Here is a 23570-nt window from a genome sequence, read left to right as displayed (position 1 = left end):
GGTTTAAGCATGGATACTTTACTTTTTAACCTGATTTGGCTTGTTCCCCTTTTCACAGTTCTTGTCTGTGCTCCGATTCCTTCGGCAAAGGCAAAACTGATCAAGGGCATCCACGGCACCTCCGCCACGCTGGTGTTGTTGCTGGTGGGTTATCTGACCTATCGTCTCTATATGCTGAGCGGCACCCCCGCCAATGAAGCAACGGCTCCGCTCCTGCTTCAGTTTTTCACGGACATTCCCTGGATAACAGCCTTCAACGCCCACTATATGGTTGGCGCCGACGGTCTGAATATGTTCCTGCTGTTGCTCACCGCTGTCATCGTATGGGCCGGTGTATTTGTCAGCTGGGAAATCAAGGGCAACCAGAAGGTGTTCTTCGCCTTGATCCAGATGCTGGCCACCAGCGTCTACGGCGTGTTCATGAGCATGGACCTGATTCTGTTCTTCGTCTTCTACGAAATGGAAGCCCTGTGCATGTATCTGATGATCGCAGGTTATGGTTCCGGTCGCAAGGATTACGGTGGTAAGAAACTGACCCTTACCCTTGCATTCGGTTCCTCCATGATTCTGGCAACGCTGTTCGGTCTCTACTTTGAAAGCGGAATCAATAGCTGGAGCATCATGGAACTTTCCAAGATTACGATTCCTATGGATTTCCAGATGTGGGCCTTCCCCCTCATGTTCATGGGTTTCGCCGTCAGTTCCTCTTTGTTCCCCTTCCACTTCTGGAGTCCCGACGGCCACGCCAGCGCACCTACCGCGGTTTCTATGCTTGCTGCAGGCGTCATGATGAAGATGGGTGCCTATGGTTGCCTTCGCATCGCCATGTTCCTGATGCCCGAAGCCGCCAAGATTTGGCTCCCGTGGGTTGTTGCCTTCCTGATTTTCAACGTGGTTCTTGGGCCTTTCATCGCCCTCCGCCACAAGGATCTGAAGTACATTACCGCCTACAGTTCCATTAGCCATCTGGGTCTTATCTTCCTGGGCCTTGCCGCCATCACTCCCGTGGGTCTCCGCGGTGCAGCCCTCCAGATGATTTCCCATGGTTTCCTGACAGGTCTGTTCTTCGCCACTATCGGTATGATTTACGAACGCACTCACACCCGCGACATCACCCAGATGGGCGGCATCATGCGTAAGATGCCCTTCCTGGGCGTGGGTTTCGTAATCGCCGGTTTTGCAGGTCTCGGCCTTCCGGGCTTTAGCGGATTTGTCGCCGAAAGCACCATCTTTATTGGAGCTTTTGCCCAGGAATCTACCCTCACCCGCATCGTGACCATCCTTGCAATCCTCTCCATTACAACCACTGCAGTGTACATTCTACAGACCGCAAACCGTATGCTTCACGGCAATATGCCCGCCAAGTACGAAACCCTTACCGACGGATGCTTCCGCGAAAAGCTGGTTATCATCGTTCTGGTGGCATGCCTCCTGCTGATCGGTATTTTCCCGGGTTGGATTTCAAACATGCTGGACCAGAGCATCGCCCCCATCTTTGCAAAGATCTCTGCAGCAGCTTCTAGCGCATCCACCGCAGGAATTGGAGGTTAACATGACTTACATTCCGAATTACGTTATTCCCGACTTGTTGCTTTTGCTGCTCCCCTTCCTCGTCATCGGTAGCAGATTGTTCGTCAATGAAAATTCCAAGATTCCCTGGCGCGTTGCCAACATCGGCCTGGTTCTGATTTTCATCCTGCTGAACACCATCCCCCTGGCAAGCGCAAAGTTCTTCATCAGCAACTGGCGTGTGGATGATTTCGGCACCCTCATGCGTGAAGTACTGGTACTCAGCGCCATTCTCGGGGTATGGCTTTCCAAGGATTACTTCGATCATGGTGGAGACGGCAAACCGGCCATGCGCCAGCTGGCTGAGTTCATTGGAACCATCGTCTTTGCCACTTTCGGTGGAATCACGGTTATTTCCGCCAGCGACTTGCTCACATTCTTCCTGGGTCTCGAAATCGCAACCATCCCCATGTATGCCTTGACCGCATGGAATAAACGCGACCAGTTCGGATCCGAAGCCGCAACCAAGTACATCCTGATGGGTTCCGTGGCAACAGCCTTTGAGCTCTTCGGATTCAGCTACTTGTACGGTTTTGCAGGAAACATCCGCTTTGACGCCATCCAGAGCGCAGCAAGCACACCCAACGCATTGCTTTGGATCGCCGTGCTGTTCCTATTCTGCGGCATCGGCTTCAAGCTGACCCTGTTCCCCTTCTACACCTGGGCCCCCGATGTTTACGAAGGCGCCCCCACCCCCGTTACCGCGGTGCTTTCCGTAACCTCCAAGGCAACAGCAATCGCATTCCTGGTGGTGCTGGTGTATGGCCCCCTGGCTCCGATCCGCGAACAGATTGCCCCCCTCATCGCCCTGCTTGCAGGAATCACCCTGTTTGTAGGAAACCTGGGAGCCCTAAAGCAGACTCGCCTCCGTCGCTTCATGGCATACAGTTCCATCGCCCAGGCCGGTTACATCATGGTCGCCTTGCTGGGTAACGGAGAATTGGCAAAGACAGCCATCATCTACTACCTGTTTGTCTACACCGTCGCAAACTACCTGGCATTCTTCGTTTTCGCCATCATCGGACACTACCGCGAAGAAAACTTCGACAGCCTCCGCGGTCTCTCCAAGCAGAATACCCCCCTGGCGGTAGCCCTGGCGGTAGCCATGTTTAGCCTGGCAGGCATTCCTCCCCTTGCAGGTTTCTTCGGCAAGTTCCACCTGTTCTTTAGCGGTGCATCTACCGGCCATTATGGCATTGTAGTGTTCGCCGTTTTGAACAACGTTCTTGCTTTGTTCTACTACCTGCAGGTCATCAAGAGTGCCTGGGCAGATGAAGCCGACGATAACCTGAGCCCCCTCCGTATGACCAAGCGTCAGCGCTGGGTGATCATCGCCCTGACAGCGACCGTAATCCTCATTGGTGTGTTGCCCTTCATCAGTAATAATGTGTTCGCAGGTTTTACATTCTAACCTGAAAAGAGAACATGATGAAAAGGCTCCTAGAAAATCTAGGGGCCTTTTTTTTGGTTCGTTTTTTTATTTCGCAGTCAAAACGTTCAAACACTATGAACAGTTGTAAACACTTTCGTCGCTTTCCTTATGGTCTGCGGTTTTAAAAATGCTATTTTTATTTTTGAAAAAATTTTAACCCTCCATTCAATGGAAATCTATATGAGCACTAAAGAATACCTTGCCGGCGCCAAGATGGCCGGTTCCGTCCAGAAGCTTATGACCCCGGGTCTCGCCGTGGAATTCATCCAGCCCTGGTATACCCCGCTTTCTACCACTCCGTCTACCACCGGTATCGCAGTGGGCGGCATTGGTTCCACCTTTACTGCAACTCCCGCAGGCACCACTCCCGTAATGAACGTGATGCCGGGTGTTCAGGTTCGCACCGAAAAGGCTTCCGACCTCCGCTTCAACAACTTCTTCTTCCGTGAAGCAGTCATCAGCGACAAGGCCGCTCTGGCCATCCACAACTTTGCAGCATTCACCACCTACCTGGGCAAGTTCGCCCTGGTTGACGCCAAGGGTGCAGCCCTCTTCACCGCAGCCGACCTGGCCGACCAGAAGAAGGCAGAATCCAAGCTGAACAAGATTCTTTCTGACAAGGAATTCCTGAACAACAACTCCGCCGCTTTCGAACGCTGGCACATCCAATGGAGCGACCGCACCGCTGCAATTCTTTCCAAGAAGGGCGCAAAGGTTGAAGAAGTGAACCGCGCAGTGGTTATCGACTTCTTCGATGGCGTTGTTGGCGAAAAGATCGCTCGTCAGGGCGCATTGACTGCCGCATGGGCAGACGATACCACTTTCCTGGGTCAGGAAGGTTACGATGCATCCAAGATGCAGTACACCGCACTCTACCCCGTTAGCGAAACCAAGTACGAAGGCAAGGGCGTCCAGATTACCAAGACCCAGTCTAGCTACGTGACTCCGGGTGATGAACGCCTCTCCAGCCTGCCGGTTAGCGCAACCGTGTTCACTCTGGAAAACACCACCAAGGAAACTCGTGAAGTGACTTTGGTCCAGGTGCAGGACAGCCTCTGCGGCTACTATGCCCGTAAGGATCGTCAGGGTGTTCAGGACTCCAGCTTCGTCCTGGTTCCCATGGCCAAGAATCCCAAGGCCGTTCAGTTCGACAAGGAAGTTGCCGATGGTCGCCAGGTTCGCGGTATCGAATTCTACAACGAAGAACAACAGCCCGCTAGCGATTTCAACGGCTGCATGGGCATCTCTGTGGCATGGAACAAGAAGGACAACCTGAACGTTTCCGTGAAGCCCATGTTCTATCAGGACGACGCAGCCGCTACCGTTAAGGCAGCACTCCAGAGCGGTCGTCTCTCCAACACTTTCGTGAAGAACGTCTACAGCGGTCGTGAAACTATCGCAGGCGCCATCGCCGTGACCGTCGTTCTCAAGCCCAAGCAGAAGGTTTCCTTCCAGTTCAACACCGTTCTGGACTTCCCCGAAATCAAGCTTGTAAAGCTCACCAGCCAGAAGAAGTACACCGCCTTCTACCCCGAAGCATTCGGCCGCGTAGGCGCTATCCTGGAAGAAGCCCTGGCAGCAGACAAGACTTTCGACGCACGTCTCAAGGCATTCGAAGCTCTGGTTCCCAAGGCCAAGGTCGCTAAGATCTACAAGGAAGCCAAGAAGCAGGTTGAATTCAAGAGCCTCGCCATCAACACCCTCAGCTTCCTGGCCGAAGCCACCGTTTGGGACAAGGACGACCGCTTCCTGATTCGCGAATGTGCAGACTATCCCTTCTTCAACTCTCTGGACGTTTACTTCTACGGCAGCTTCAGCCTGCTGGCTCTCATGCCCCGCCTGGACGGTGTTGTGATGAAGCGTTTCGGTGACGCCATTCTCGCTGTTAACGAAAACCGCCGTCGTCATCACGAATACGTGAACCTGCCCTTCGCCGATCTTCCGGATCCGAAGCTGGAAGGCCCCCGCGCTGTTCGCGGCGCCGTGATTCATGACCTGGGTAGCCCCTTCGATGCAGAACCGGATGCCTACGACTGGCACAACGTGAAGGAATGGAAGGATCTGGCTCCCAAGTACGTTTTGATGGTACTCCGTCACTTCCACAAGACTCAGGACATGCAGTGCCTGGCCGACTGTAAGGAAGCTGTCTACGCCGCCATGGAATATCTTGAAAAGATGGTGAATGAAGGCGAAAACTTCCCGCTGACTCACGGTACCGACGATACCTTCGACAACCTCAGCTCTCATGGTATTTCCGTTTACTGCGGTTCTCTCTGGATTGCTGGCCTCCGTGCTGCAGCAAAGATTGCAGAACTCCTGGGCGACAAGGAACAGGCTGCCAAGTGGAACGAAAAGTCCACCCTTGCAAACAAGGAATTCGACGAAGCCCTGTGGGACGAAAAGGGCGGTTACTACCACTTCTTCGTTACCCCCATGGAACTGAAGGACATCAATACCGAAAAGTATGCAGAACTTCGTGAAGCTGTCAAGGAATCCATTGAACTGCCCGAATGCCCCAAGGCTGGCGTTGCAGCAATCAATACCTGGCTGAATTCTGGCGAAATTCCGTCTGACGTCGAACTTTCCAAGTCCGAACTCCGCGGCCTCAAGAAGGCATGGCTCACCGCTCAGTGCAAGGAAGCCTTCAACGCCTCTTGGGAAAAGAAGGTTGCTAACGATTGCGACGACGTTTTTGTTGACACCCTCCTGGCAGACACCTACCTGCGCATGCTGGACCTGAAGCCCATCTGCGATGCAAACAAGGCCAAGAAGAACCTCCTGAAGGTCTTCAACACCAACTACAAGGCAAACAGCCCGCTGATCGGTGCCGCAAACCTTGTTCACAAGGATGGCAGCCCGCTGGATGAATTCAACTTCCAGGCTCACGACGTTTGGATCGGTATTCAGTACAGCGTCATGACCGCTTGCATGATGCACGGCCTCGTGAAGGAAGCCGCTGACCTTGGCGATTCCATGACCCGTAACCTCTACGACGAAGCAAAGGTTCCCTTTGCAGCACCGGAAGGCTTTAACGGTTCTTGCCGCCTCCACGCTGCCGCCCTGGTCGCAAACTTCGGTTTGTCTCAGGCCGCTGCAGACAAGATGCACAAGGCTCTCCTCGCTAAGGGCGCTCTCCTCGCCGACTCTCGCATCAGCCCCAAGCTCCCCCGCAACGTGGCCGCCTTCACCAAGGCTTACGGCGCCATCGCCAAGGATGCAAAGGTTGACGCAGAAAAGCTGTTCACCCTCATGCACAGCACCGCTCTGAAGTACACCGCCGGTAAGTACTTCCGTCCGGGCATGGTTTTCGCTCTGCTGTACAAGTAAGAGTAAGCCCATTTTTCCTAAAGGAAATTCAAGAAGCGTCTGGTTTCAGGCGCTTCTTTTTTGTATAAAGAAAACTACCGGCTAGGCCGGTAGTTCCGTAAAAGCCTTCTGGCGGTCATGGGAGAAAGAAATCCTTTGATTAATATTGAAATGCGGTCTGCCAACTGCATAACAATAAAATCAAAGGATATAAAATGAATGATAGAAATAAATCGACAGCTCATACCACATGGAACTGTAAGTATCACACCGTGTTCGCTCCCAAGTTCAGAAGGAAGATTCTCTACAATCAGAAACGAGAGATCGTCGGAAAAATCCTTAGAAAATTGTGCGAATGGAAAGATGTTGAGATAATTGAGGCCGAAGTCTGTCCGGACCACGTCCACATGCTGGTTGCCATACCGCCGAAACTCTCTGTTGCGAGTTTTATGGGATATTTGAAAGGAAAGAGCAGTCTTGAATTGCTTGACATCATCCCGGAACTGAAGAATAAGTACCGAAACAGGGTCTTTTGGTGCCGTGGTTACTACGTTGATACGGCTGGTAAAAACGCAGATCGTATCAAGGCGTATATTCAGCAACAGTTGGAGGACGACAAACTGGGCAAACAACAGTCAATGTTTGGCGGTTAGTGCCCGTTTACGGGCGGCCTAGTAAGGACCCTTGCAGGTGGCAGTTTACCGTGCGTGCCCTTGCACGCCGCTAGTATCGTAGGGCTACGCCCGTATATGAAGAACCGCCGGCGGGTCACTTTTTTGCGTTATAAAAAAACTCCCCCGCAAACGCAGAGGAGTTAAAAAAGACAAGAGCCGAAATAAGCTACTGCTTGATTTCTACCACCAACCTGATTTCTGCGGAAAGCGTTACGGAATCAGCAATGGCGTTCATGTCGGCGGAACGGTTTAAGCGGGCGCCCTTCATCATGGGACCGTTAGACAAAAGCATCACATCGCCGGCATCATGCATAACCACACCGTCACTATAGCCGGTACCGATATTGATGATCTTGCCCAGCTTGGCACCAACGCTGCCTGCATACATAGCAGCCTTTTCCATGGCCTTCTTGCCGGCGGCATCGACGATGGACTTCTGCAGAGAATCCGTATTCTTCAGCGTGGCGATGGTACGGCCCACATCAATATCAAACTCGATAGACAAGGCTTCCACCAGGTTAGCAGCGTTCTGCTTATCGTCTACGGTAATGGAAAAATTCTGAGTGCCGTTATATTGAACAAACTTGCGAACGCCTTCGCGATAGGACCATTCCTTACGGAGTTCAACGCTGTTCTGCTGAACGTCACTCTCGGGAATTTCCAGTTCTTTCGCAATGGCAAAAATCTTATTGCGACGTTCCCCCATCTGCTGAGAAAGAACGCTCTTGTCTCTGTTGGCCATCTGAATGGAGGCGTAAACCACAAACTGATTCGCCTGGAATTTCTTGAATTCCGTGGCATTCACTTCGATGGACGGCGTTACCATCTGAGTGTTGACAGGAGCATTTCCCGGCACCGCAACAGGGACTGTATTATCGGCAGCACTCTTCTGGTTCACAAGAATGAAACACAGGACAGCCAAGGCCACAATAACCAGATATGAAAATTTTTGAGACATGAATCACCCAACCTTTTTTTAATTAAAAATATAACGTTCCCAATTTGCAGAAAAAATATTATTTCAAGGCGCACACGCCAGCGATCATCACCAGATCCATCTGCATTTTTTCGGGATTTTCGAAAGCGGACTTCACCAGGGATTTTACAGTATACTTTTTGGTAATTTCCTTGTAGGTACATTCACAGACGCTGCGGGCGGCCTCACCACTTTCGGCGACGCACTGGTTCACGAAAGCCTTTCCCATTTCGGCTGTAAACTTTTCGGGCAGGCAGGGCGCAATCACGTCGAAGCCCCACTTGTCAAAGCCATCGTCGTTGTCGGTGGTGGCCAAGGCATAAAGCAGCTTGTCATTCTTGATCAGTCCGTCGTAAGCGCAACTACAAGATTTGGCCGCCTGATCGGCACCCAGCAAGGTTGCCGATTCTGCGGTACATTGTTCGGTAAAGGAGTTCTTGAACATTTCATTATTCAAGAGCATACGGATCATGGCCATATCCTCTTCGGTAATTTCAAAAGCGGGCATGGTCGTCGCAGGAGTGGGCGCAGACGCCTTGGGGTCAATAGGAGCGGCTTTCGTCGGAGCCTTCTGACCAAAAACTAGAGAAACAGACAATAGGGAAAAAAATGCTATTTGTATAAACTTCATGGAATACAATATACAAATTGCATCCACATCCAAGCTAATTCAAGTCTGGAGTTTCCCAGTCGATCCACTCGGACTTATCCCACTTGATCAACTCAGAATTCTTGGTGTAGTCGATCTTACCGGTCTTGATACCTTCCTTACCAACCAGGAACTTGTTGATGAAGTCCTTGACTTCGTCAAACTGTCCATTAGGCAGTGCACAGTGAGCGTGGCCGCCTTCCTGACTATAGGTATAGTTGTCGCTTGCGCCAAGAGCGTCGTACACTTCCTTGGAAGCCTGGCCACAATAGTTGGAGGGAACTTCGCCAAGCCATTCCTGGCCGGCATTGTCAATGATCAGCAAGGGACGAGGAGCCACCATAGCCACAAGCATGTGCTGGTCGAAGGGCAGAGTGTTTTCGCGACCGTCGTAGTTCTTGAAGGTGGTCTTCATCCAGTTGCCTTCGGAACCGGCACTGTTCAGGCCCTGAACAAACTGCTTACCCTTCTGCTTATTGACCTGTGCGCCAACGCGCCAGAGGGAGGCGCCACCGGAACCGGATTCCTGGGGAATGGTGAGGGCGATACGGGTATCGAAGGCGCCAACGGCCAAAGCCCCCTTACCCCAGCGAGAACAACCGGTAATACCAAGACGCTTGACATCGATACCGGCTTCCGGATATTTTTCAAGAGCGTCAATCAGGCGGCTCACACCCCATGCCCATGCCATGATGGTGCCAGTGCTAGCGTTGGATCCATAAATGTCGTAGAACTTGCCACTACCACGCTGGCTTTCAGGAGCAACATTATCGGGGTTGAAGATAATCTGAGCAATGTCAAGACCAGAGAGGGAGCCACCCAGGCTACCGCAAGTGTTACCCATAAAGCCACCGCCAAAGCCAATCATGGCGGGCTTCGGATTATCCTTGGTTCCTGCACCACTGATGTTTACAGCAAAGGAAGCTGTATTTCCCTTGTCGGTTACGGTCACGTAAAATGTGCTTCCTGCAAGTTTGCCTTCCACCTTTTCAGGGTTACGAGGCTTGTCACCGTACATGATCTTTTCGTACATGGCGCCGATTTCTTCGCGGCGGCAGGTCCATTCAGCCTTGGTGGAAATTCGGGTACCAGCCAAAGTCTTAAACGGGTCAGGCAATTTAGCGTTTTTCAGGGAAGTGGGAATTTCACCAATGGTGCATTCACTACGGAAGTCTTCCTTGAATGCCGGGGAGTGTTCCACAGCGGGAGTGCTGGAACTAGACGATTCCTTGACCTCGGCAGAGCAAGAAGACTGTTCTTCTGCGGAACTTTTAGCATTTTCAGTTTCGCTTACAGAAGATTCTATTTCCTTTGCAGAACTTTTGGGAGATTCTTCCTTTGCGCTGGAGGAAGATTTCTTCTGCTGATTACCAACAGAGGAACTTGATGAATTTTTTGCAACGTCGGAACTAGCAGGTTTTTCGTCAGATGATTCGCTGGAAACGATGGTTTCTTCGCCATTTTCAGCCCCGGTGGAGGAGCTACCGTCATCAGAACAGGCGTTTAAACCTAGCAGACCCAAAAAAGCCAGAGTAGACACAGCCAATATACTTTTCTTGTTCATACAAAAACCTTACGGTAGTACTTGATGGCCCAAAATTAGTTTTTTCCGCAATCTTGTCAAACAACATCCATGGTTTGTCTTAAGACATTTCAATTTTAAGGAGCAACTTAAGATTTTAATCACTAAACAAAAACCGGCCGTTTTACTAAATTGTGGCTACTATGAGCTTAAAATTCGAAACCCCGATTACTGAAGTCCCGCTGTTCCACCAGGGTAAGGTACGTGATATGTACGACCTGGGCGACAGCTTCCTGATGGTCGCCTCCGACCGTCTCTCCGCCTTTGACGTGGTTCTCCCCACCCCCATTCCGGGTAAGGGCAAGATCCTGAACCAGCTCTCTCTGTTCTGGTTCAAGCAGCTTGGCATGAAGAATCACCTGATCACTGCAAACGTGGACGAATATCCGGAAGTGCTGAAGAAGCACGCCGACTACCTCCGCGGTCGCTCCATGATCGTGAAGAAGGCTCACCGTCATTCCGTGGAATGCATCGTCCGCGGTTACATCGTGGGTTCCGGCTGGAAGGATTATCAGAAGACTGGTCGCATTTGCGGTCATGTGCTCCCCTCCAACCTGCAGCTCTGCGACAAGCTTGAAAACGCCCTCTACACTCCCAGCACCAAGCCGGATGTAGGCCACGACGAAAACATCAGCTTCGAACAGACCTTCGACATCGTCGGCGAAAAGGTTGCAACCGACCTGAAGAACATGTCTCTCGACATCTACACCAAGGCTCGCGACTACGCCGCATCCAAGGGCATCATCCTGGCAGACACCAAGTTCGAATTTGGCGAAATCGACGGCGAAACCGTTCTTATCGACGAAGTTCTGACTCCGGACTCCAGCCGCTACTGGCCTGCAGACAAGTACCAGGTCGGCAAGAACCAGGAAAGTTTCGACAAGCAGTACATCCGTGACTGGCTGGAAACTCTGGACTGGGGCAAGTGCTATCCGGGTCCCGAAATTCCGGCAGACGTCGTGAAGAACACTCTCGACAAGTACATCGAAATTTTTGTTAGACTCACAGGAAAACAGCCCGAACTCTAACAAAAATTTGTCCTGTTGAAAAATCAACAGGACGATCCCGGATCAAGTCCGGGATGACACGTACGTCTCACTGGCAAGCAACCGGAACTGTAATTCCAGAAGTCAGGCCGAATCCAATCGGCATTGACTTATGAAAAAGATCTGTCACGACAGGTCTTTTTCTTTTTTGACGGGGACACGGATTAAACCTTGGGCCAACGATAATTTTACTAACCAAATTGAGTTTTTTGCACATTTGGTAGGTAGTATCCCAAACGCCTACTTACCAAACACACCCTCCCCATAGATTTGGTTAGTAGTATTTTAGTTTATTCATAAAGGTTTTTATATCCAGTCAGGGAAAGATACTAACCAAAATTGATTTCCATTCTTTTTGGTTAGTAGTTTTATTTTCACCGGCACTCAGCACACTCCAAAAAAACGGATTTTTACTAATCAAACCAGGCTATTTCGCCAACTTAGTTAGTAAAAGCCCCCTTTTTCAAAGTAAAAAGCGCTTGATTAACCGTTCCGCATAAGCCGGAGTCATTGGATGGTTTAAATTTTCCACCGAAATAATCAAGTTTCGCCCCACATCAAACCCTTTGGAACTAAGTTTGACAACCTTGGAAACAAATCCCTGCACATAATCAGGTTTGTCCATCAAGCCGAAATGTTCCCACAAAAATTCCTCACGGGTTCGCATATTCAAGCAAGTAAAATCAGGATACCAGCAAGATTCCGCCCCCATATTTAGCGGACATTCGTAGCGAAACGGAACTCCAAGACGATTCAAAGTCTCTGCAATAATCGCTTCGGACTTTGACCGAACCCGAATTCCCGAAGAAGTCACCTGTTCAGCCGAATCTTCCAAAAACGCCTTCCCCTCATAAGGGACCGAAAGCCAACGCTCTGCAAAAGCATCCTCTTGCAACACAGCCGGTTCCACAAGCGACATCCTATCATGGCCCATCGATGAATAGATTTTTTCCAAAGTCGATGGATGATACCGTTTCCGAACAAGTTCAAGGACCTTGATTTCATCCAAAATCTCCTTCAACATTTGCTCATCATAGCGTTTCTGCGCAAGAGACCTCACCTGAGCAAGTTTCTCCTTTGAGATGTACTCGCCTTCCAATTTTTTATTTGATTTCACCCAAAAATATTGAACAGCTCCATTGCTTTTCCCAAGACGAAGCCTTCCCGCGGGGGCCCTCTTTAACTTTTTACGAAGACGTTCCGCATACAAATTCAATTCCGCCAAACGTTTTTCAACAGCCGGCAAAACACAATCAACAGAGAGTTGACTCATGAGTAAATTCCTTTTCCCCTAAAAAACTGTTAAAACATATAATAACAGTGAAATCAACGAGAATCCAGGAATACCATTCCTTACGTCGGGCTTCACATTCCAGCAGCAATATACACATCTAAAAAAAGATGTCAAGAGAGAACCCCATAACCGATTCATTATGCAACCGGCAAGCAGCCCGAGCTGTAATCTGCAAATCACCTAGCGCTGTTTGTATATGAAAAAGACCTCGCTTTTAAAGCGAGGCCTTTTTTAGTGGAGGTGAGGGGAGTCGAACCCCTGTCCAAGATTTCATCCCTGTCCATTCCTACAAGCTTTCCCTTCGCATTTGAGATCTCGTCTAATCCACGCCCAAGAAGGTCGGCGCGAACTTTGACCAGCCTAGTAAATCTCGGGAACTGCACCCAGGCATTACAGTCCCCCATCCCATATTGCGTCCGGACGTACTACCCAATGGGAGTGAGTCGAGGCCCGGCGTAGCCGCTAATTAGGCTGCGAGTGCGTAGTTTTCTTCAGCACTTATTTTTTTTCAGACTTTTTTACGGGTGCCCTCGTCTGAGACCCCGGCTTGCAACTAACACTTCAGTAACCCTGTCGAAACCAGAGCACCCCCAGGTGAGTGTCGCGAAAATGAACTTGTTCATTTTCATGACCGAGCCGCAGGTGCTACTGTCCAAAGGACAGAAAGCACCCCCGTTGGGGGACCCAGAGAGTTGAAAACCGCCTCTCAAGGTATCTCAAATATAGTAAAATATTCGCTTAAACGGGCATGCCAACCCTTGGCGCGGCTAGGACTTGCTTTGCAATATGCTTTTCTTCGTCCGTTCCACGGCCTCAATTACCTTGTCGCACCATTCGTCGAATTCCGAGTCCTCTTCCTGCAATTCCGGATGGGTCAGTACATTCTCGATGGTCTTGCGGATTCCCTGATCAAAGCGTGTGGTGGCGCAGAAACCAGGCACAGCCTTCTTCAGCTTGGAATTGTCGAAAACCACGGAATTGGCCTTGTCACCAAGGAGGCTTCCCGTAAAGTCATAGCCAAACGGGTCCCCCACAGCGGCCAGGAACTCAGATGCCACATGGACCGCCTTCAGTTCTACGCCCAGCACATTGGCAATGCCCTGGTACACCTGATTCCAAGTGACGGTTTCATCGCTGGTAATCTGGAAGCTTTCGCCGATGGCGTGAATGTTTCCCATCAGTCCCACGAAGCCCTTGGCGAAATCGCTGTTGTGGGTCATGGTCCAGAGGCTGGTTCCGTCTCCGTGAATAATTACAGGTTTACCTTCAAGTATGCGCTTGGCCACCTGCCAGCTTCCCTTCTTGCCGTGAACGCCCAGAGGAATCTTGCGTTCGTCGTAGGTATGGCTGGGGCGCACGATAGTAATGGGGAAACCTTCTTCGCGGTACATTTTCATCAGGTACTCCTCCCCCGCAATCTTGTTACGGGAGTATTCCCAGTAAGGGTTAGCCAAAGGAGTTCCCTCGTTAATGCGGTAGTCAGAAAGAGGCTTCTGGTAGGCACTGGCGGAACTGATGTACATGAACTGCTTGGTCTTGTTATTGAACAGTCGGTAGTCACGTTCCAGGGCGCTGTAATGGAAGGCAATAAAATCGCAAACCACATCGAACTGCAAGTCCGCAATTTTAGAAGCCACTTCAGCTTCATCGTAAATGTCAGCGGTAATCTGCTTTATTGCGGGAGTTCCATCCGCCAACACAGCCATAGGCAAATCCGCGGCGTTTCTATTTCCGCGATTCAGCAAATAGATTTCCCATCCCAGTTCCACAGCCAGGCGAGTAATGGCCATGCTGATGGTCCCCGTTCCGCCAATAAAAAGTGCACGCATAATATGAGTTTGTTAAAGTTCAGGTGTGAGGTCGCTCCCCTTACAGGGGAGCTTTGGGGTATGAGGTATCTATGGAGAAAATTTGCCTCATACCTCTAGGCACGAAGTGCCGACCTCATACCTCACAGCTAAATTAAACTGTTGCCTTGGCGGCAATCTGATAAACCTTAGTCACGTCGTCGGCATTCAGCGGCTTAAAGCCCCAGCCATTACCCGGATTCAGCTTACGCACCATTTCGGGAATGTCTTCTTCCTTGGCGCCAAGTTCAGCAAAGTTGATGGGCATGCCGATGCTCTTGAGGAAGCTGCGGAATGCGCGAATACCTGCGCGAGCCGTTTCTTCGGGCTTTTCGAAATTCATGGCGCAGCCGAATACGCGAGTAGCCATCTGGCAGAAACGCATCACATTGTGGTCCATGACGTATTCCATCCAGGAGGGCATAATGACAGCAAGACCTGCACCGTGGGCGCAGTCATACATGCCAGAAAGTTCATGTTCGATGGCGTGGCTATTCCAGTCCTGACCGCGGCCAACACCGACGATATTGTTATGAGCCACCATGCCTGCCCACATGATGTTGGCGCGGGCTTCGTAGTTGTTGGGGTCAGCAATAACGCGGGGAGTTTCCTTCACCATGGTCATGAGAACCGCTTCGCAAAGACGGTCGGTAACTTCCACTTCGGTAGTGTTGGTGAAGTAACGTTCAAAAACGTGAGCCATGATATCGGTTGCACCGCAGGCAGTCTGATAGGCCGGCAATGTGCAAGTGAGAGCCGGGTTCAGCACAGAAAAACGGGGACGGATGCAATCGCCACCGGCACCGCGCTTCAGCATGCCATCTTCCTTGGTTATGACGGAGTCGCCGGAACCTTCGGAACCTGCAGCGGCAATGGTCAGCACTGTACCCACCGGCAAGGCAACAGCCGGAGCGGCCTTTCCGCAATAGAAATCCCAGAAGTCCCCTTCGTAGGGAACGCCCATGGCAATAGCCTTGGCGCTATCGATAGAAGATCCGCCACCTACAGCGAGAATAAAGTCAATTCCTTCCTTGCGGCAAATTTCAATGCCTTCGTAGACCTTGGTATCCAGCGGATTAGGGTGAACTCCACCCAGTTCTACGAAAGGAACGCCTGCGGCATCGAGGCTTGCCTTAACGCGGTCAATCAATCCGGAACGAACGGCAGAACCGCCACCGAAATGAAGCAAGACCTTGGAGCCGCCATGCTTTTTTACCAATGCACCGCATTCATTTTCGCGGTCGCGGCCAAATACAAATTCCGTAGGACTATAAAAGTTGAAATTTTCCATTAGGACCCAATCCCTGTTAAAGTTTTTATAAAAAATACCCTTTTCTTTAAAGAAAAGGGCAATTTCATCAAGTAATTTTGTTCACAAAAGAAACCAGCTATTCCATGGTCCCCTTGCTCCTGCCGCAAACGGGAATAACGCGGACCTCATTCTTGTCGTTGACTATAAAGGCGACACCAGCCAGGTAATTAATCCACTGCTTATTGCTTTGGGTTTCATAAAAACGCAAATTCAGCTGTCGATCTGTAGCCCATGCCACCAGAGGAACCACCAGCAGGTCATGGGAAATGGCCACGTTCAGCTTGCTCATGCTATCGTAATCCCCGGCCAGCAAATTCTGCAGTTCCACCATCTTTTCGTTGAGATCGTAGAACACGCCCGTGTAGCCCCCGGAATAGGCCCAGCGAGAGAAGACAATCCAACTGCTGACATCGCCTTTCTTCTGCACATACAGTTCCTCATCCTTGATCAGCCAGGAATCCTTCAATTCAGCCAAGGTGTCGTTTTCGAAGGAAGACAAGCCCATCCCCTCAGCAATGTAGGCACAAGTTTCATAGGAACGTTTGATCTCGGTATTATAGAAATGGACGTCCGTAAAGTTCTTCAGTTTTTGACCAAATTCTCGAGACTGATTCATGCCGTTATCGTTCAGACCACCCGACGCAGAATAGTCATTGCCTCGTTCGGCGTGGCGCAAGATCAAGGTTGCCTTTTCATTATCCTTCAGGCTTTCAAGAACGTCCTCGACGCGAACAAAATACGCCATGGGAGCCTGAGCCTTTACATAAAGTGTATCCTTCTGGACAACAGTGTCAATGGAATAGATGGTATCCTTGCTAAAAATGGAATCCAGAACCACCAAGGTATCCAGCTGATAAAGGGTATCCACATGGAAAACGGAATCCAGCCGAACCAAGGTGTCGTAAACCACCAATGTGTCGGATGCAACCACCAGAGTATCGTTATTGACAAGGGTATCCTTTACAACAAGAGTGTCCTTAACGACTAAGGTATCATTTACAACTAAAGTGTCCTTGACGACCAACGTATCTTTCAAGGTTTCGCCAGGCATTTCCTTGACAACAAGGGTGTCCCTGATGACCAAGGTGTCCACTCGAGAAACGGGAATGGTTTCGGGATCCACCGTTTCAACAACTTCTGTTGTATCAAGGCAGGCGGAAAAAAGCATTGCGGCCAGAGAGAACGCGCCGGCGGTCAACGCAGAACGAATCGTGGGGATGTATTTCACAGAATCCTCATGAATTTGACGGTGCATAAAACCAAAACTCGGATAAAATTTAATTCTTATTACTAAAAAATTACAGAGTTGAATCCAAATAAAAAAATAAAGTGTGTAAAAAGCAGTAAGTACCGCAAACAAAAAAGGGTTGGACACCTTACGGTATCCAACCCAGGGGGGTTAGGAGGAGCTCTTTAATGCAATCATTTAGCAAAAAATCTTTTGAACTTAGTCTAAAAACGTCATACGACGCAACTTGTTCCTTCTTCGTTCTTAAATATAGAACAGGAATTCAATTTTGGGGAAGATAACCCGCAAATTTCCCATAATTTATAGTAAAAAAAACTTCAGGATCACTCCTGAAGCTTTATTTTGCTCAAAAAAAATGTTCTGCTTAGGCGATATTGAGAGACTGTTCGCGGATGCATTCCACTTCGTTCTTCAGTTCAATAGCGAGAGCGGCAATTTCAGCATCCTGGCACTTGGTCCCCAAAGTGTTTGCTTCGCGGCCCATTTCCTGAAGGATAAAGCCAAGGTTCTTTCCCTGGGCGCCACCTTCCTTGAGGGCGTTCAGGAACAACTTGTTATGACTCTTGAAGCGGGTGATTTCTTCCTTGATGTCCAACTTGTCTGCCATGATGCAGGCTTCCTGCAGCAGACGGACTTCGTCGATTTCGGAATCCTTCAGAAGCACGTTGATGCGGTCGCGGAACTTGACCTTCCAGTTTTCGATGCGCTTGGGATCCAGCACTTCAACCTTTTCGAGAACGGCATTCAGATGGTCCACGCGGTTTGTCAAGTCGGCTGCCAGGTTAGCACCTTCCTTGGCACGCATTTCGTTCACCTTCTCCAGGGCCTTGTTCAGTTCGTCGGCCAAGTGCTTTTCAAGAGCTTCGGTATCGGCACCGCTGTCGGTAAACTGCAGAACTTCAGGCAGGGCCATGATGTTTTCCAGTTTGATATCACCGGCAATTCCAAATTTGGTCTGCATTGCCTTTGTGATTTCCACAAACTTCGCAATGGCCTGTTCGTTGTAGGAAACGGGAACATTACCGCCAGTGCCTGCACCAAGAGTAACGCTAAAGATCACAGAACCGCGAACCAGCTTTTCCTTGATCTGATTCTTGAAGGAATTTTCAAGATAAGCCAGGTTCTTGGGAAGCTTGCAGCTGATGTCCAAAAAACGGTTATTCACGCTACGAACTTCAATCACACAAGGTGCGCCCTGGAACATGGACTCACTCTTGCCAAAACCAGTCATCGATAAAATAGCCATAATTAGTACCGAGCTCGTGCTTCGCACTTTCAGGAAAGAGGTCGCTCGCACAGCTCGCTTTGAGGTTAAACAATTGACGCTTACGCGTTTTTATAATTTTGCGCCTACGGCGCCATTCTCCAGCTCAGAACTCACGCCTCACAACTCACTGCTTACTTACCATTGCAATTACGTGTTCGGCGCCGAAGTTCTTGAGGCCAACGGCGGTCAGGAACTTGCTAAGGCACTGTTCATTCTGGAACGCCATCTTCTCGATCTTAAGGCCTTCCTTTTCGCAAAGGGTGTAGAAATCCTTAACGGTGAGCAAACGAATGTTGGGTGTGTTGTACCATTCGTAAGGCAGTTCCTTGGACTTGGGCATACGACCGTGGAGCATCAGGGAACCGCGGGCAGACCAATGACCGAAATTGGGGAAAGTCACGATAACGCGCTTGGCCACGCGGAGGATTTCGCTGAGCAAGGCCACCGGGTCGCGAATTTCCTGGATGGTGCGGTTGATAATGGCGTAGTCATAGCTGTCGCTTTCAATATCAGAAATACCGCGTTCATCCAAATCGCGCTGGACCACGGGGACGTCGTTTTCCAGACAGTCCATAATGTCCTTCATGCGCTTTTCGATACCAAGGCCAATCACATTCTTGGTACGGCGGAGGTAATCGATCAAGTCGCCGCTACCGCAACCAAGGTCCAGCACGCGGCTATTTTCCTTGACCATGGAACCCAGCAGTTCAAAATCCTTCTGGTCGTGGAAAACAGGAATGGTCTGCTTGCCAGTCAAGGCTCCATACTTGCTATCCAGGAATCGGCCTACCGCCTTACCCAGATCTTCATCTTCGATGAGGAAGCCATCGTGACCGAACAGCGTATCCAATTCAAGGCTAGTCACGACCTTGCGATCGTTCAGCAAGGCGCTCGTAATACGGCGGGATTCGTGGGGCGGGAACAACCAGTCCGTAGAAAGGTTCACGTTCAGCACTTCGGCCTGCACATTCTCAAAAGCCTTTTCCAGGGAACCGTATTCCGTTTCCAGGTCGAAGCTATCGGTTGCATGGGCAATATGCAGGTAGCTGTTGGCATCGAAGCGGTCCACAAACTTCGCACCCTGGTAGCGCAGGTAGCTTTCCAGCGGCAGATCCAGGTCAAAGGGAGTGCTGTAAGTAATGGCGTGATTCTTGTGCTCATGATCCTGGGCGCGCTTGAACTTCTTTTCCATTCCTACGGCACTGAGGTAGGTAATGTGAGCCAGCTTGCGGGCATTGGAAAGTCCGACGTCCGGGTGAGCGGATTCATAATAATCGCCATTGTTGTAATTGGGGTCCTGGGTAATCACATCGCGGGCCACAATTTCAAAACCGAGAGCCTGGCTGCTAAAACGGGGAGACGTTGCAATCAGAACACAACGCTTTACCAGTTCAGGATAGTAGATCGCCCACTTCATGGCCTGGAAGCCACCCATGGAACCGCCAATGACGCAGTAAAGTTCCTTGACTCCCAAATAGTCAGCCAGTTCCTTCTGGGCGTGGACCATGTCGCCGATGGTGATGGTGGGGAAAGTGCTGCCGTAGGGCTTGCCGGTGCGAGGATTGATACTTGCGGGGCCAGTGGAGCCCTTGCAGCCACCCAGAATGTTGCTGCACACCACAAAGAAACGATCCGTATCCACAGGCTTACCCGGGCCAATGAGAGCATCCCACCAACCGGGCTTCTTATCTTCGGGGGAATAATAACCGGCCACGTGGGCATCGGCGGTCAGCGGAGAGGTGACCCAAACGGTATTATTCTTTTCGGCATTCAACTTGCCGTAAGTTTCGTAACGAATTTCCAAAGCAGGAAGAGTCTTGCCATTCTCAAGCAAAAAACCTTGATCCCCATAATCCTTGTTAAAAGTCTGGGGAACAACCGGGCAAAGACTACCATTATGCAAAGATTCACTCATATGCATAAATATAGAAAAGCGGTAGGAAAATTTTATTTATCTAGAAAAACCTTAGGCTTTCTTGGGAGAGCCTGTCCAACCCAGCTTTTCGCGGAGAGCGCCCACGAAACCCGTATGACGCATGCGGAGGAAGGTGGTAAAGGATTTGCTCTGAGTCAGAACGACATAATCATCCGGTTCCAGAGGAATACAGGTGCGGCCATCGAAAACCAAGTCCAGGGTCTTGCCTGCGGCCGGACGCAGCACCAGTTTTTTATCTGTAAGAGACATGACCAGCGGACGTACCGAAAGGCTACCGGGAGCCACAGGAGTCAGCACCACGGCATATGTGGCCGGATGGATAATGGGGCCACCTGCCGCAAGGTTGTATGCAGTGGAGCCTGTGGGAGTCGAAACCAGCAGGGAGTCGGCCCAGTATTCCGTATAGTCGGTACCATTGTATTCCACGTTCACATTCACCATACGTTCGGGAGCGTGGGCGCGGAAATGGACTTCGTTCAAGACGGTCTGCTTGGCAATGCACTTCTTACCGTGATACACAGAAGCGTCGATCATCATGCGGTCGCGGGTAGAATACACCCCGGCCAGCAAGTCATCCAGGGTCTGGGAAAGGCATTTGACGCGGGTCTCGGCAAGGAACCCGACGCGGCCAGCGTTCACACCCAGAATGGGAATGTTATGACCAAGAGCCATATGGGCCGCCGAAAGCACGGTACCGTCACCGCCAATGGCCAAAAGCAAGTCGGACTTCAGCAAGGCCTTTTCAGAAACAACCTTTACAGGAGCGCGAACCAGTTCCTTCAGGTTTTCAAGAGCCAGGAACTTGACTTCGGGGTGTTCACTCCCCCATGCGTGAATCTGCTTCAGCGCAAGAGCCAGGTCCGTACTCTTTTCTTTCCAAGCGATAATGCCGATAGTCTTGAACATAAAACACCTTACTTGGTTTCTGCCTCAGGCTTCTTGTTAGCTTCTTCGATAACGCGGTTCAACTTTTCGAGAACGCCAGGATAAGCCGTTTCAATCACGTCGCTATTAGCCACCGGTTCATCGTTCTGCAAGGCCAGCGAAAGAACGCTCAAGGCCAAGCCATTCTGGGGAACGTCTCCGCCGTCAAAGTCAGAACCGTTCACGATGGTTTCTAGGCCGCGGATTACCAGGCCGTCATCGTAGACGCCAACTTCGGCACCGGTCTTACGGAGGTTTTCAGCCAGCTTTTCGTTAACGGGGCGCATCTGCTTGCGGACTTCCTTAGGCAGACGCAAAATGGTTTCGCCTTCGGCATAGCAAGCCGCCACCGCCAAGAAGGGAAATTCCTCAAGCCCCGTGGCAATCACATCTTCAGAAAAACGACGTCCCTGCAAGCGCTTGCCAGAAGCCAGCGTAAAGATTTCGATGTCACCGTACACGTCACCATAACGTTCGCGACGGCTGGTCACTTCGTAGCTTGCGCCCATGCGTTTCAGGCAGGTCAATGCCCCGGCGCGAGACGAATTCAGTTCCACGTTCTTCAAAACAATTTGCGTGTTCTTGGGGAGCGTACCAATAGTCGCCAGCAAAATAAAGGCAATGGCCTCGGTGGAATCGCCGGGCACAAAATAATCGCGACCCGTAATCACCTTGGTCTCGGAAAGTTCCGTAAACTGGGTGCGTTCAATCTTCTGACCGCGGGCCATCATCATACGACGTTCCAGTTCGGTCAGCTGTTCCATGCCGCGGGTTTCGTACTTCAGGTTCACGCCAAAGTACATGAGCATCTTGGTCCACTGATCGTGAACCGTACCCTTTTCTTCGAAAGTGGTATAGTCGTTGCGGATCAAGGCGCGAAGCAGCAAGCGGTTGCGCATGGGGTAAGTAAAATTCCCCAGGGAATCCTTCTTGGCTACAATTTCGTCGGCGCAGAAGGTGAATACGAACTTGGCGGGTTCATCGGTAACGGGCTTTACCTTGAAATACTTCTGCAGCGTTTCCTTGGCAGAAGCCACCTGGGCAATACCGGCCTCGTCAGCTTCGGCAGCAAAGGTGTAAATCTGTTCTGCATCCTTAGAAGCTAACGTCCAAAGAAGAACGTTGGCGTCTTCGGCAAAATCCATAGGCAGCATGGAAGGCAGACTGTACTGAAAGCCCTTGCCTTCAAGAACCAGCTGGTGGCCCTGCTGTTCGTAGTTCAGTCCGAATTCCTTAAGGGCTTGTGCAAATTTTTCGGAGCCTGCGGCCCAGGCGAAGTCTTCCAGAACGGTACGGCCATTTACCAAGAGGGCCATCACCAGAGTGAGCTCCATGCGCTCGCGGTCGGGGTTCAGCAAAAATTCCATTAGCGTTCCTTAACGTCGTAATCCAAGGCGGTAAGAATTTGAATAGCGCGGCGGGCTTCGTCGGGCGTCTTGAAAGCCAGAAGCAAAGTACCGGCCACGTTTTCGCGGACTTTCATCAGTTCGATATCGCGGATATTCAGCCCCCATTCGGCCAAGGGCTTCAGCACGCTGAGCAAGGCACCGGGTTCATCCTTCAGGGGAACCGTAATTTCGGAGAAGGCGGCGGCAGCATTGCGGCCAGGAGCAAACAGGCTGGCGCGACCATCGTTTCCGGCCTTAAAGATGGACTCCAGATTTTCGGAGCAGTCGGCAGCGGCGGGAGTTCCGTCAGAAACCACCTGCAAGCTATCCATGGCGGCGATAGTCTTGTCGAGGCCGTCGCGGACTTCGCGGAGGGCAAGCGCCGTTTCGTTGCGGTTGGTAACGGCGATGTCATGCCACATGTTCCAGCCGCTGGCTGCAATACGGGTCATGTCCCTAAAGGCGCGTCCGGCGTAATGCTGGTAGTTGTACTTGAGCAGACGTTCCGGCATGCTGGCAGCCAATGTGGAGCTGAGCATCTGGGGCATATGGCTAACCCAGGCCATGGTACGGTCGTGATGTTCCGGCGGGAACACAACGGAATGGGCACCCACAAAAGAAATCAGCTGAAGCAAGTCGGCATAGGCGGATTCTTCGACACCATCGGGCGGACACACAAACCAGTATGCGTTCTCGAAAATGCTGGGATCATTATATTCCATGGTGCGCTTCTCGGAACCGGCCATGGGGTGACTTCCCACAAAACAGAAAGGTCCAGGCAGCTTGGCACCCGCCTTGCAAATTTCAACCTTGGTGCTGCCAATGTCGCTGACCAGAATCTTCTTATGGCCGGCCGGCAACTGCACCTTAGAAAGAGCGTCGATAGTCTTCAGAATGTGAAGAATGGGGCTGCACAGCAAAATCAAGTCAGAGCCTTCGGCCCAGGATGCGGTATCATCGTAACCGAAAAATTCATCGGCCAACTTTACTTCGCGGGCGCGTTCCAAAGTAGAGGGGGAACTGACGGCACGAACGATAGTGGGCAACTTCGCCTGCTTAATGGCTGCGGCAACGGAACTGGCCAGCAAACCAAAACCAACGAGAGTAATGCGTTGCATT

Annotated in this window: 17 protein-coding genes and 1 other RNA gene; 5 read left to right on the top strand and 13 right to left on the bottom strand. The window is 50.9% G+C overall.

Translation table 11 applies throughout. The annotated features are described in order from the left end of the window. Window positions 1-9 precede the first annotated feature (9 nt). From MMG03_RS07485 to tnpA, 4 genes are all read left to right on the top strand, one after another. Window positions 10-1551 carry a NuoM family protein gene (locus MMG03_RS07485; RefSeq protein WP_249505997.1) on the top strand — a complete coding sequence of 514 codons (1542 nt, stop codon included), beginning with the start codon at window positions 10-12 and terminating at the stop codon, window positions 1549-1551. 1 nt (window position 1552) lies between these two features. After that, entirely contained in the window at window positions 1553-2980 is a 1428-nt protein-coding gene (locus MMG03_RS07480) for an NADH-quinone oxidoreductase subunit N (RefSeq protein ID WP_073158233.1), read from the top strand. Window positions 2981-3214: 234 nt separating this feature from the next. Next, window positions 3215-6328 carry a GH116 family glycosyl hydrolase gene (locus MMG03_RS07475; protein ID WP_406600063.1) on the top strand — a complete coding sequence of 1038 codons (3114 nt, stop codon included), beginning with the start codon at window positions 3215-3217 and terminating at the stop codon, window positions 6326-6328. Between the two features lie 194 nt (window positions 6329-6522). Next, a complete protein-coding gene (tnpA, locus tag MMG03_RS07470; RefSeq protein WP_249505995.1) occupies window positions 6523-6960 on the top strand; it encodes an IS200/IS605 family transposase in 438 nt (145 codons plus the stop codon). Window positions 6961-7147: 187 nt separating this feature from the next. On the opposite strand, the gene MMG03_RS07465 is transcribed toward tnpA, so the two are convergent. Genes MMG03_RS07465 through MMG03_RS07455 form a run of 3 tightly spaced genes read right to left on the bottom strand, consistent with a single transcriptional unit; the run spans window position 7148 to window position 10170 of the window. After that, window positions 7148-7939 carry an SIMPL domain-containing protein gene (locus tag MMG03_RS07465; protein ID WP_073234960.1) on the bottom strand — a complete coding sequence of 264 codons (792 nt, stop codon included), beginning with the start codon at window positions 7937-7939 and terminating at the stop codon, window positions 7148-7150. Window positions 7940-7997: 58 nt separating this feature from the next. After that, window positions 7998-8588, bottom strand: coding sequence for a hypothetical protein (locus tag MMG03_RS07460; RefSeq protein WP_249505994.1), 591 nt, complete (start codon window positions 8586-8588; stop codon window positions 7998-8000). Between the two features lie 34 nt (window positions 8589-8622). Then, window positions 8623-10170 (bottom strand): hypothetical protein, encoded by a 1548-nt coding sequence (locus MMG03_RS07455; RefSeq protein ID WP_249505993.1) that lies wholly within the window; start codon window positions 10168-10170, stop codon window positions 8623-8625. Window positions 10171-10331: 161 nt separating this feature from the next. Here MMG03_RS07455 and MMG03_RS07450 point away from each other — a divergent pair, with 161 nt between their 5' ends. Then, window positions 10332-11216 (top strand): phosphoribosylaminoimidazolesuccinocarboxamide synthase, encoded by an 885-nt coding sequence (locus MMG03_RS07450; RefSeq protein WP_073158461.1) that lies wholly within the window; start codon window positions 10332-10334, stop codon window positions 11214-11216. A gap of 481 nt (window positions 11217-11697) precedes the next feature. Here MMG03_RS07450 and MMG03_RS07445 read toward each other — a convergent pair whose 3' ends face one another. From MMG03_RS07445 to MMG03_RS07400, 10 genes are all read right to left on the bottom strand, one after another. After that, window positions 11698-12507 carry a hypothetical protein gene (locus tag MMG03_RS07445; protein WP_073234949.1) on the bottom strand — a complete coding sequence of 270 codons (810 nt, stop codon included), beginning with the start codon at window positions 12505-12507 and terminating at the stop codon, window positions 11698-11700. A 253-nt stretch (window positions 12508-12760) separates the two neighbouring features. Continuing rightward, window positions 12761-13120: a transfer-messenger RNA gene (gene ssrA / locus MMG03_RS07440) on the bottom strand. 175 nt (window positions 13121-13295) lie between these two features. Beyond that, entirely contained in the window at window positions 13296-14357 is a 1062-nt protein-coding gene (locus tag MMG03_RS07435) for an SDR family oxidoreductase (protein ID WP_249505992.1), read from the bottom strand. Between the two features lie 133 nt (window positions 14358-14490). Continuing rightward, window positions 14491-15666 carry an iron-containing alcohol dehydrogenase gene (locus MMG03_RS07430; protein ID WP_073158214.1) on the bottom strand — a complete coding sequence of 392 codons (1176 nt, stop codon included), beginning with the start codon at window positions 15664-15666 and terminating at the stop codon, window positions 14491-14493. 97 nt (window positions 15667-15763) lie between these two features. Continuing rightward, entirely contained in the window at window positions 15764-16942 is a 1179-nt protein-coding gene (locus MMG03_RS07425) for a histidine phosphatase family protein (protein WP_249505991.1), read from the bottom strand. A 358-nt stretch (window positions 16943-17300) separates the two neighbouring features. Then, window positions 17301-18182: a YicC/YloC family endoribonuclease gene (locus MMG03_RS07420; protein WP_073234934.1), complete on the bottom strand. Its 882-nt coding sequence runs from the start codon at window positions 18180-18182 to the stop codon at window positions 17301-17303. A gap of 145 nt (window positions 18183-18327) precedes the next feature. Next, window positions 18328-20118: a homoserine O-acetyltransferase gene (locus MMG03_RS07415; protein WP_083538131.1), complete on the bottom strand. Its 1791-nt coding sequence runs from the start codon at window positions 20116-20118 to the stop codon at window positions 18328-18330. A gap of 51 nt (window positions 20119-20169) precedes the next feature. Then, entirely contained in the window at window positions 20170-21045 is an 876-nt protein-coding gene (locus MMG03_RS07410) for an NAD(+)/NADH kinase (RefSeq protein ID WP_073158203.1), read from the bottom strand. An 8-nt stretch (window positions 21046-21053) separates the two neighbouring features. Further along, window positions 21054-22430 (bottom strand): 3-phosphoshikimate 1-carboxyvinyltransferase, encoded by a 1377-nt coding sequence (locus MMG03_RS07405; RefSeq protein ID WP_073158201.1) that lies wholly within the window; start codon window positions 22428-22430, stop codon window positions 21054-21056. After that, entirely contained in the window at window positions 22430-23569 is a 1140-nt protein-coding gene (locus MMG03_RS07400; RefSeq protein ID WP_101479486.1) for a prephenate dehydrogenase/arogenate dehydrogenase family protein, read from the bottom strand. Before MMG03_RS07400 ends, MMG03_RS07405 begins: the two co-directional genes overlap by 1 nt. Window position 23570 lies beyond the last annotated feature (1 nt).

The organism is Fibrobacter sp. HC4 (assembly GCF_023373925.1).
GTDB lineage: Bacteria > Fibrobacterota > Fibrobacteria > Fibrobacterales > Fibrobacteraceae > Fibrobacter.
This window is presented reverse-complemented; position numbering and strand designations above follow the sequence as displayed.

Excerpts from the sequence above, each read along its gene's own strand:
- MMG03_RS07485 (WP_249505997.1), top strand. The coding sequence starts at position 10 with ATGGATACTTTACTTTTTAACCTGATTTGGCTTGTTCCCCTTTTCACA.
- MMG03_RS07480 (WP_073158233.1), top strand. The coding sequence starts at position 1,553 with ATGACTTACATTCCGAATTACGTTATTCCCGACTTGTTGCTTTTGCTG.
- MMG03_RS07475 (WP_406600063.1), top strand. The coding sequence starts at position 3,215 with ATGGCCGGTTCCGTCCAGAAGCTTATGACCCCGGGTCTCGCCGTGGAA.
- tnpA (WP_249505995.1), top strand. The coding sequence starts at position 6,523 with ATGAATGATAGAAATAAATCGACAGCTCATACCACATGGAACTGTAAG.
- MMG03_RS07465 (WP_073234960.1), bottom strand. The coding sequence starts at position 7,939 with ATGTCTCAAAAATTTTCATATCTGGTTATTGTGGCCTTGGCTGTCCTG.
- MMG03_RS07460 (WP_249505994.1), bottom strand. The coding sequence starts at position 8,588 with ATGAAGTTTATACAAATAGCATTTTTTTCCCTATTGTCTGTTTCTCTA.
- MMG03_RS07455 (WP_249505993.1), bottom strand. The coding sequence starts at position 10,170 with ATGAACAAGAAAAGTATATTGGCTGTGTCTACTCTGGCTTTTTTGGGT.
- MMG03_RS07450 (WP_073158461.1), top strand. The coding sequence starts at position 10,332 with ATGAGCTTAAAATTCGAAACCCCGATTACTGAAGTCCCGCTGTTCCAC.
- MMG03_RS07445 (WP_073234949.1), bottom strand. The coding sequence starts at position 12,507 with ATGAGTCAACTCTCTGTTGATTGTGTTTTGCCGGCTGTTGAAAAACGT.
- MMG03_RS07435 (WP_249505992.1), bottom strand. The coding sequence starts at position 14,357 with ATGCGTGCACTTTTTATTGGCGGAACGGGGACCATCAGCATGGCCATT.
- MMG03_RS07430 (WP_073158214.1), bottom strand. The coding sequence starts at position 15,666 with ATGGAAAATTTCAACTTTTATAGTCCTACGGAATTTGTATTTGGCCGC.
- MMG03_RS07425 (WP_249505991.1), bottom strand. The coding sequence starts at position 16,942 with ATGCACCGTCAAATTCATGAGGATTCTGTGAAATACATCCCCACGATT.
- MMG03_RS07420 (WP_073234934.1), bottom strand. The coding sequence starts at position 18,182 with ATGGCTATTTTATCGATGACTGGTTTTGGCAAGAGTGAGTCCATGTTC.
- MMG03_RS07415 (WP_083538131.1), bottom strand. The coding sequence starts at position 20,118 with ATGAGTGAATCTTTGCATAATGGTAGTCTTTGCCCGGTTGTTCCCCAG.
- MMG03_RS07410 (WP_073158203.1), bottom strand. The coding sequence starts at position 21,045 with ATGTTCAAGACTATCGGCATTATCGCTTGGAAAGAAAAGAGTACGGAC.
- MMG03_RS07405 (WP_073158201.1), bottom strand. The coding sequence starts at position 22,430 with ATGGAATTTTTGCTGAACCCCGACCGCGAGCGCATGGAGCTCACTCTG.
- MMG03_RS07400 (WP_101479486.1), bottom strand. The coding sequence starts at position 23,569 with ATGCAACGCATTACTCTCGTTGGTTTTGGTTTGCTGGCCAGTTCCGTT.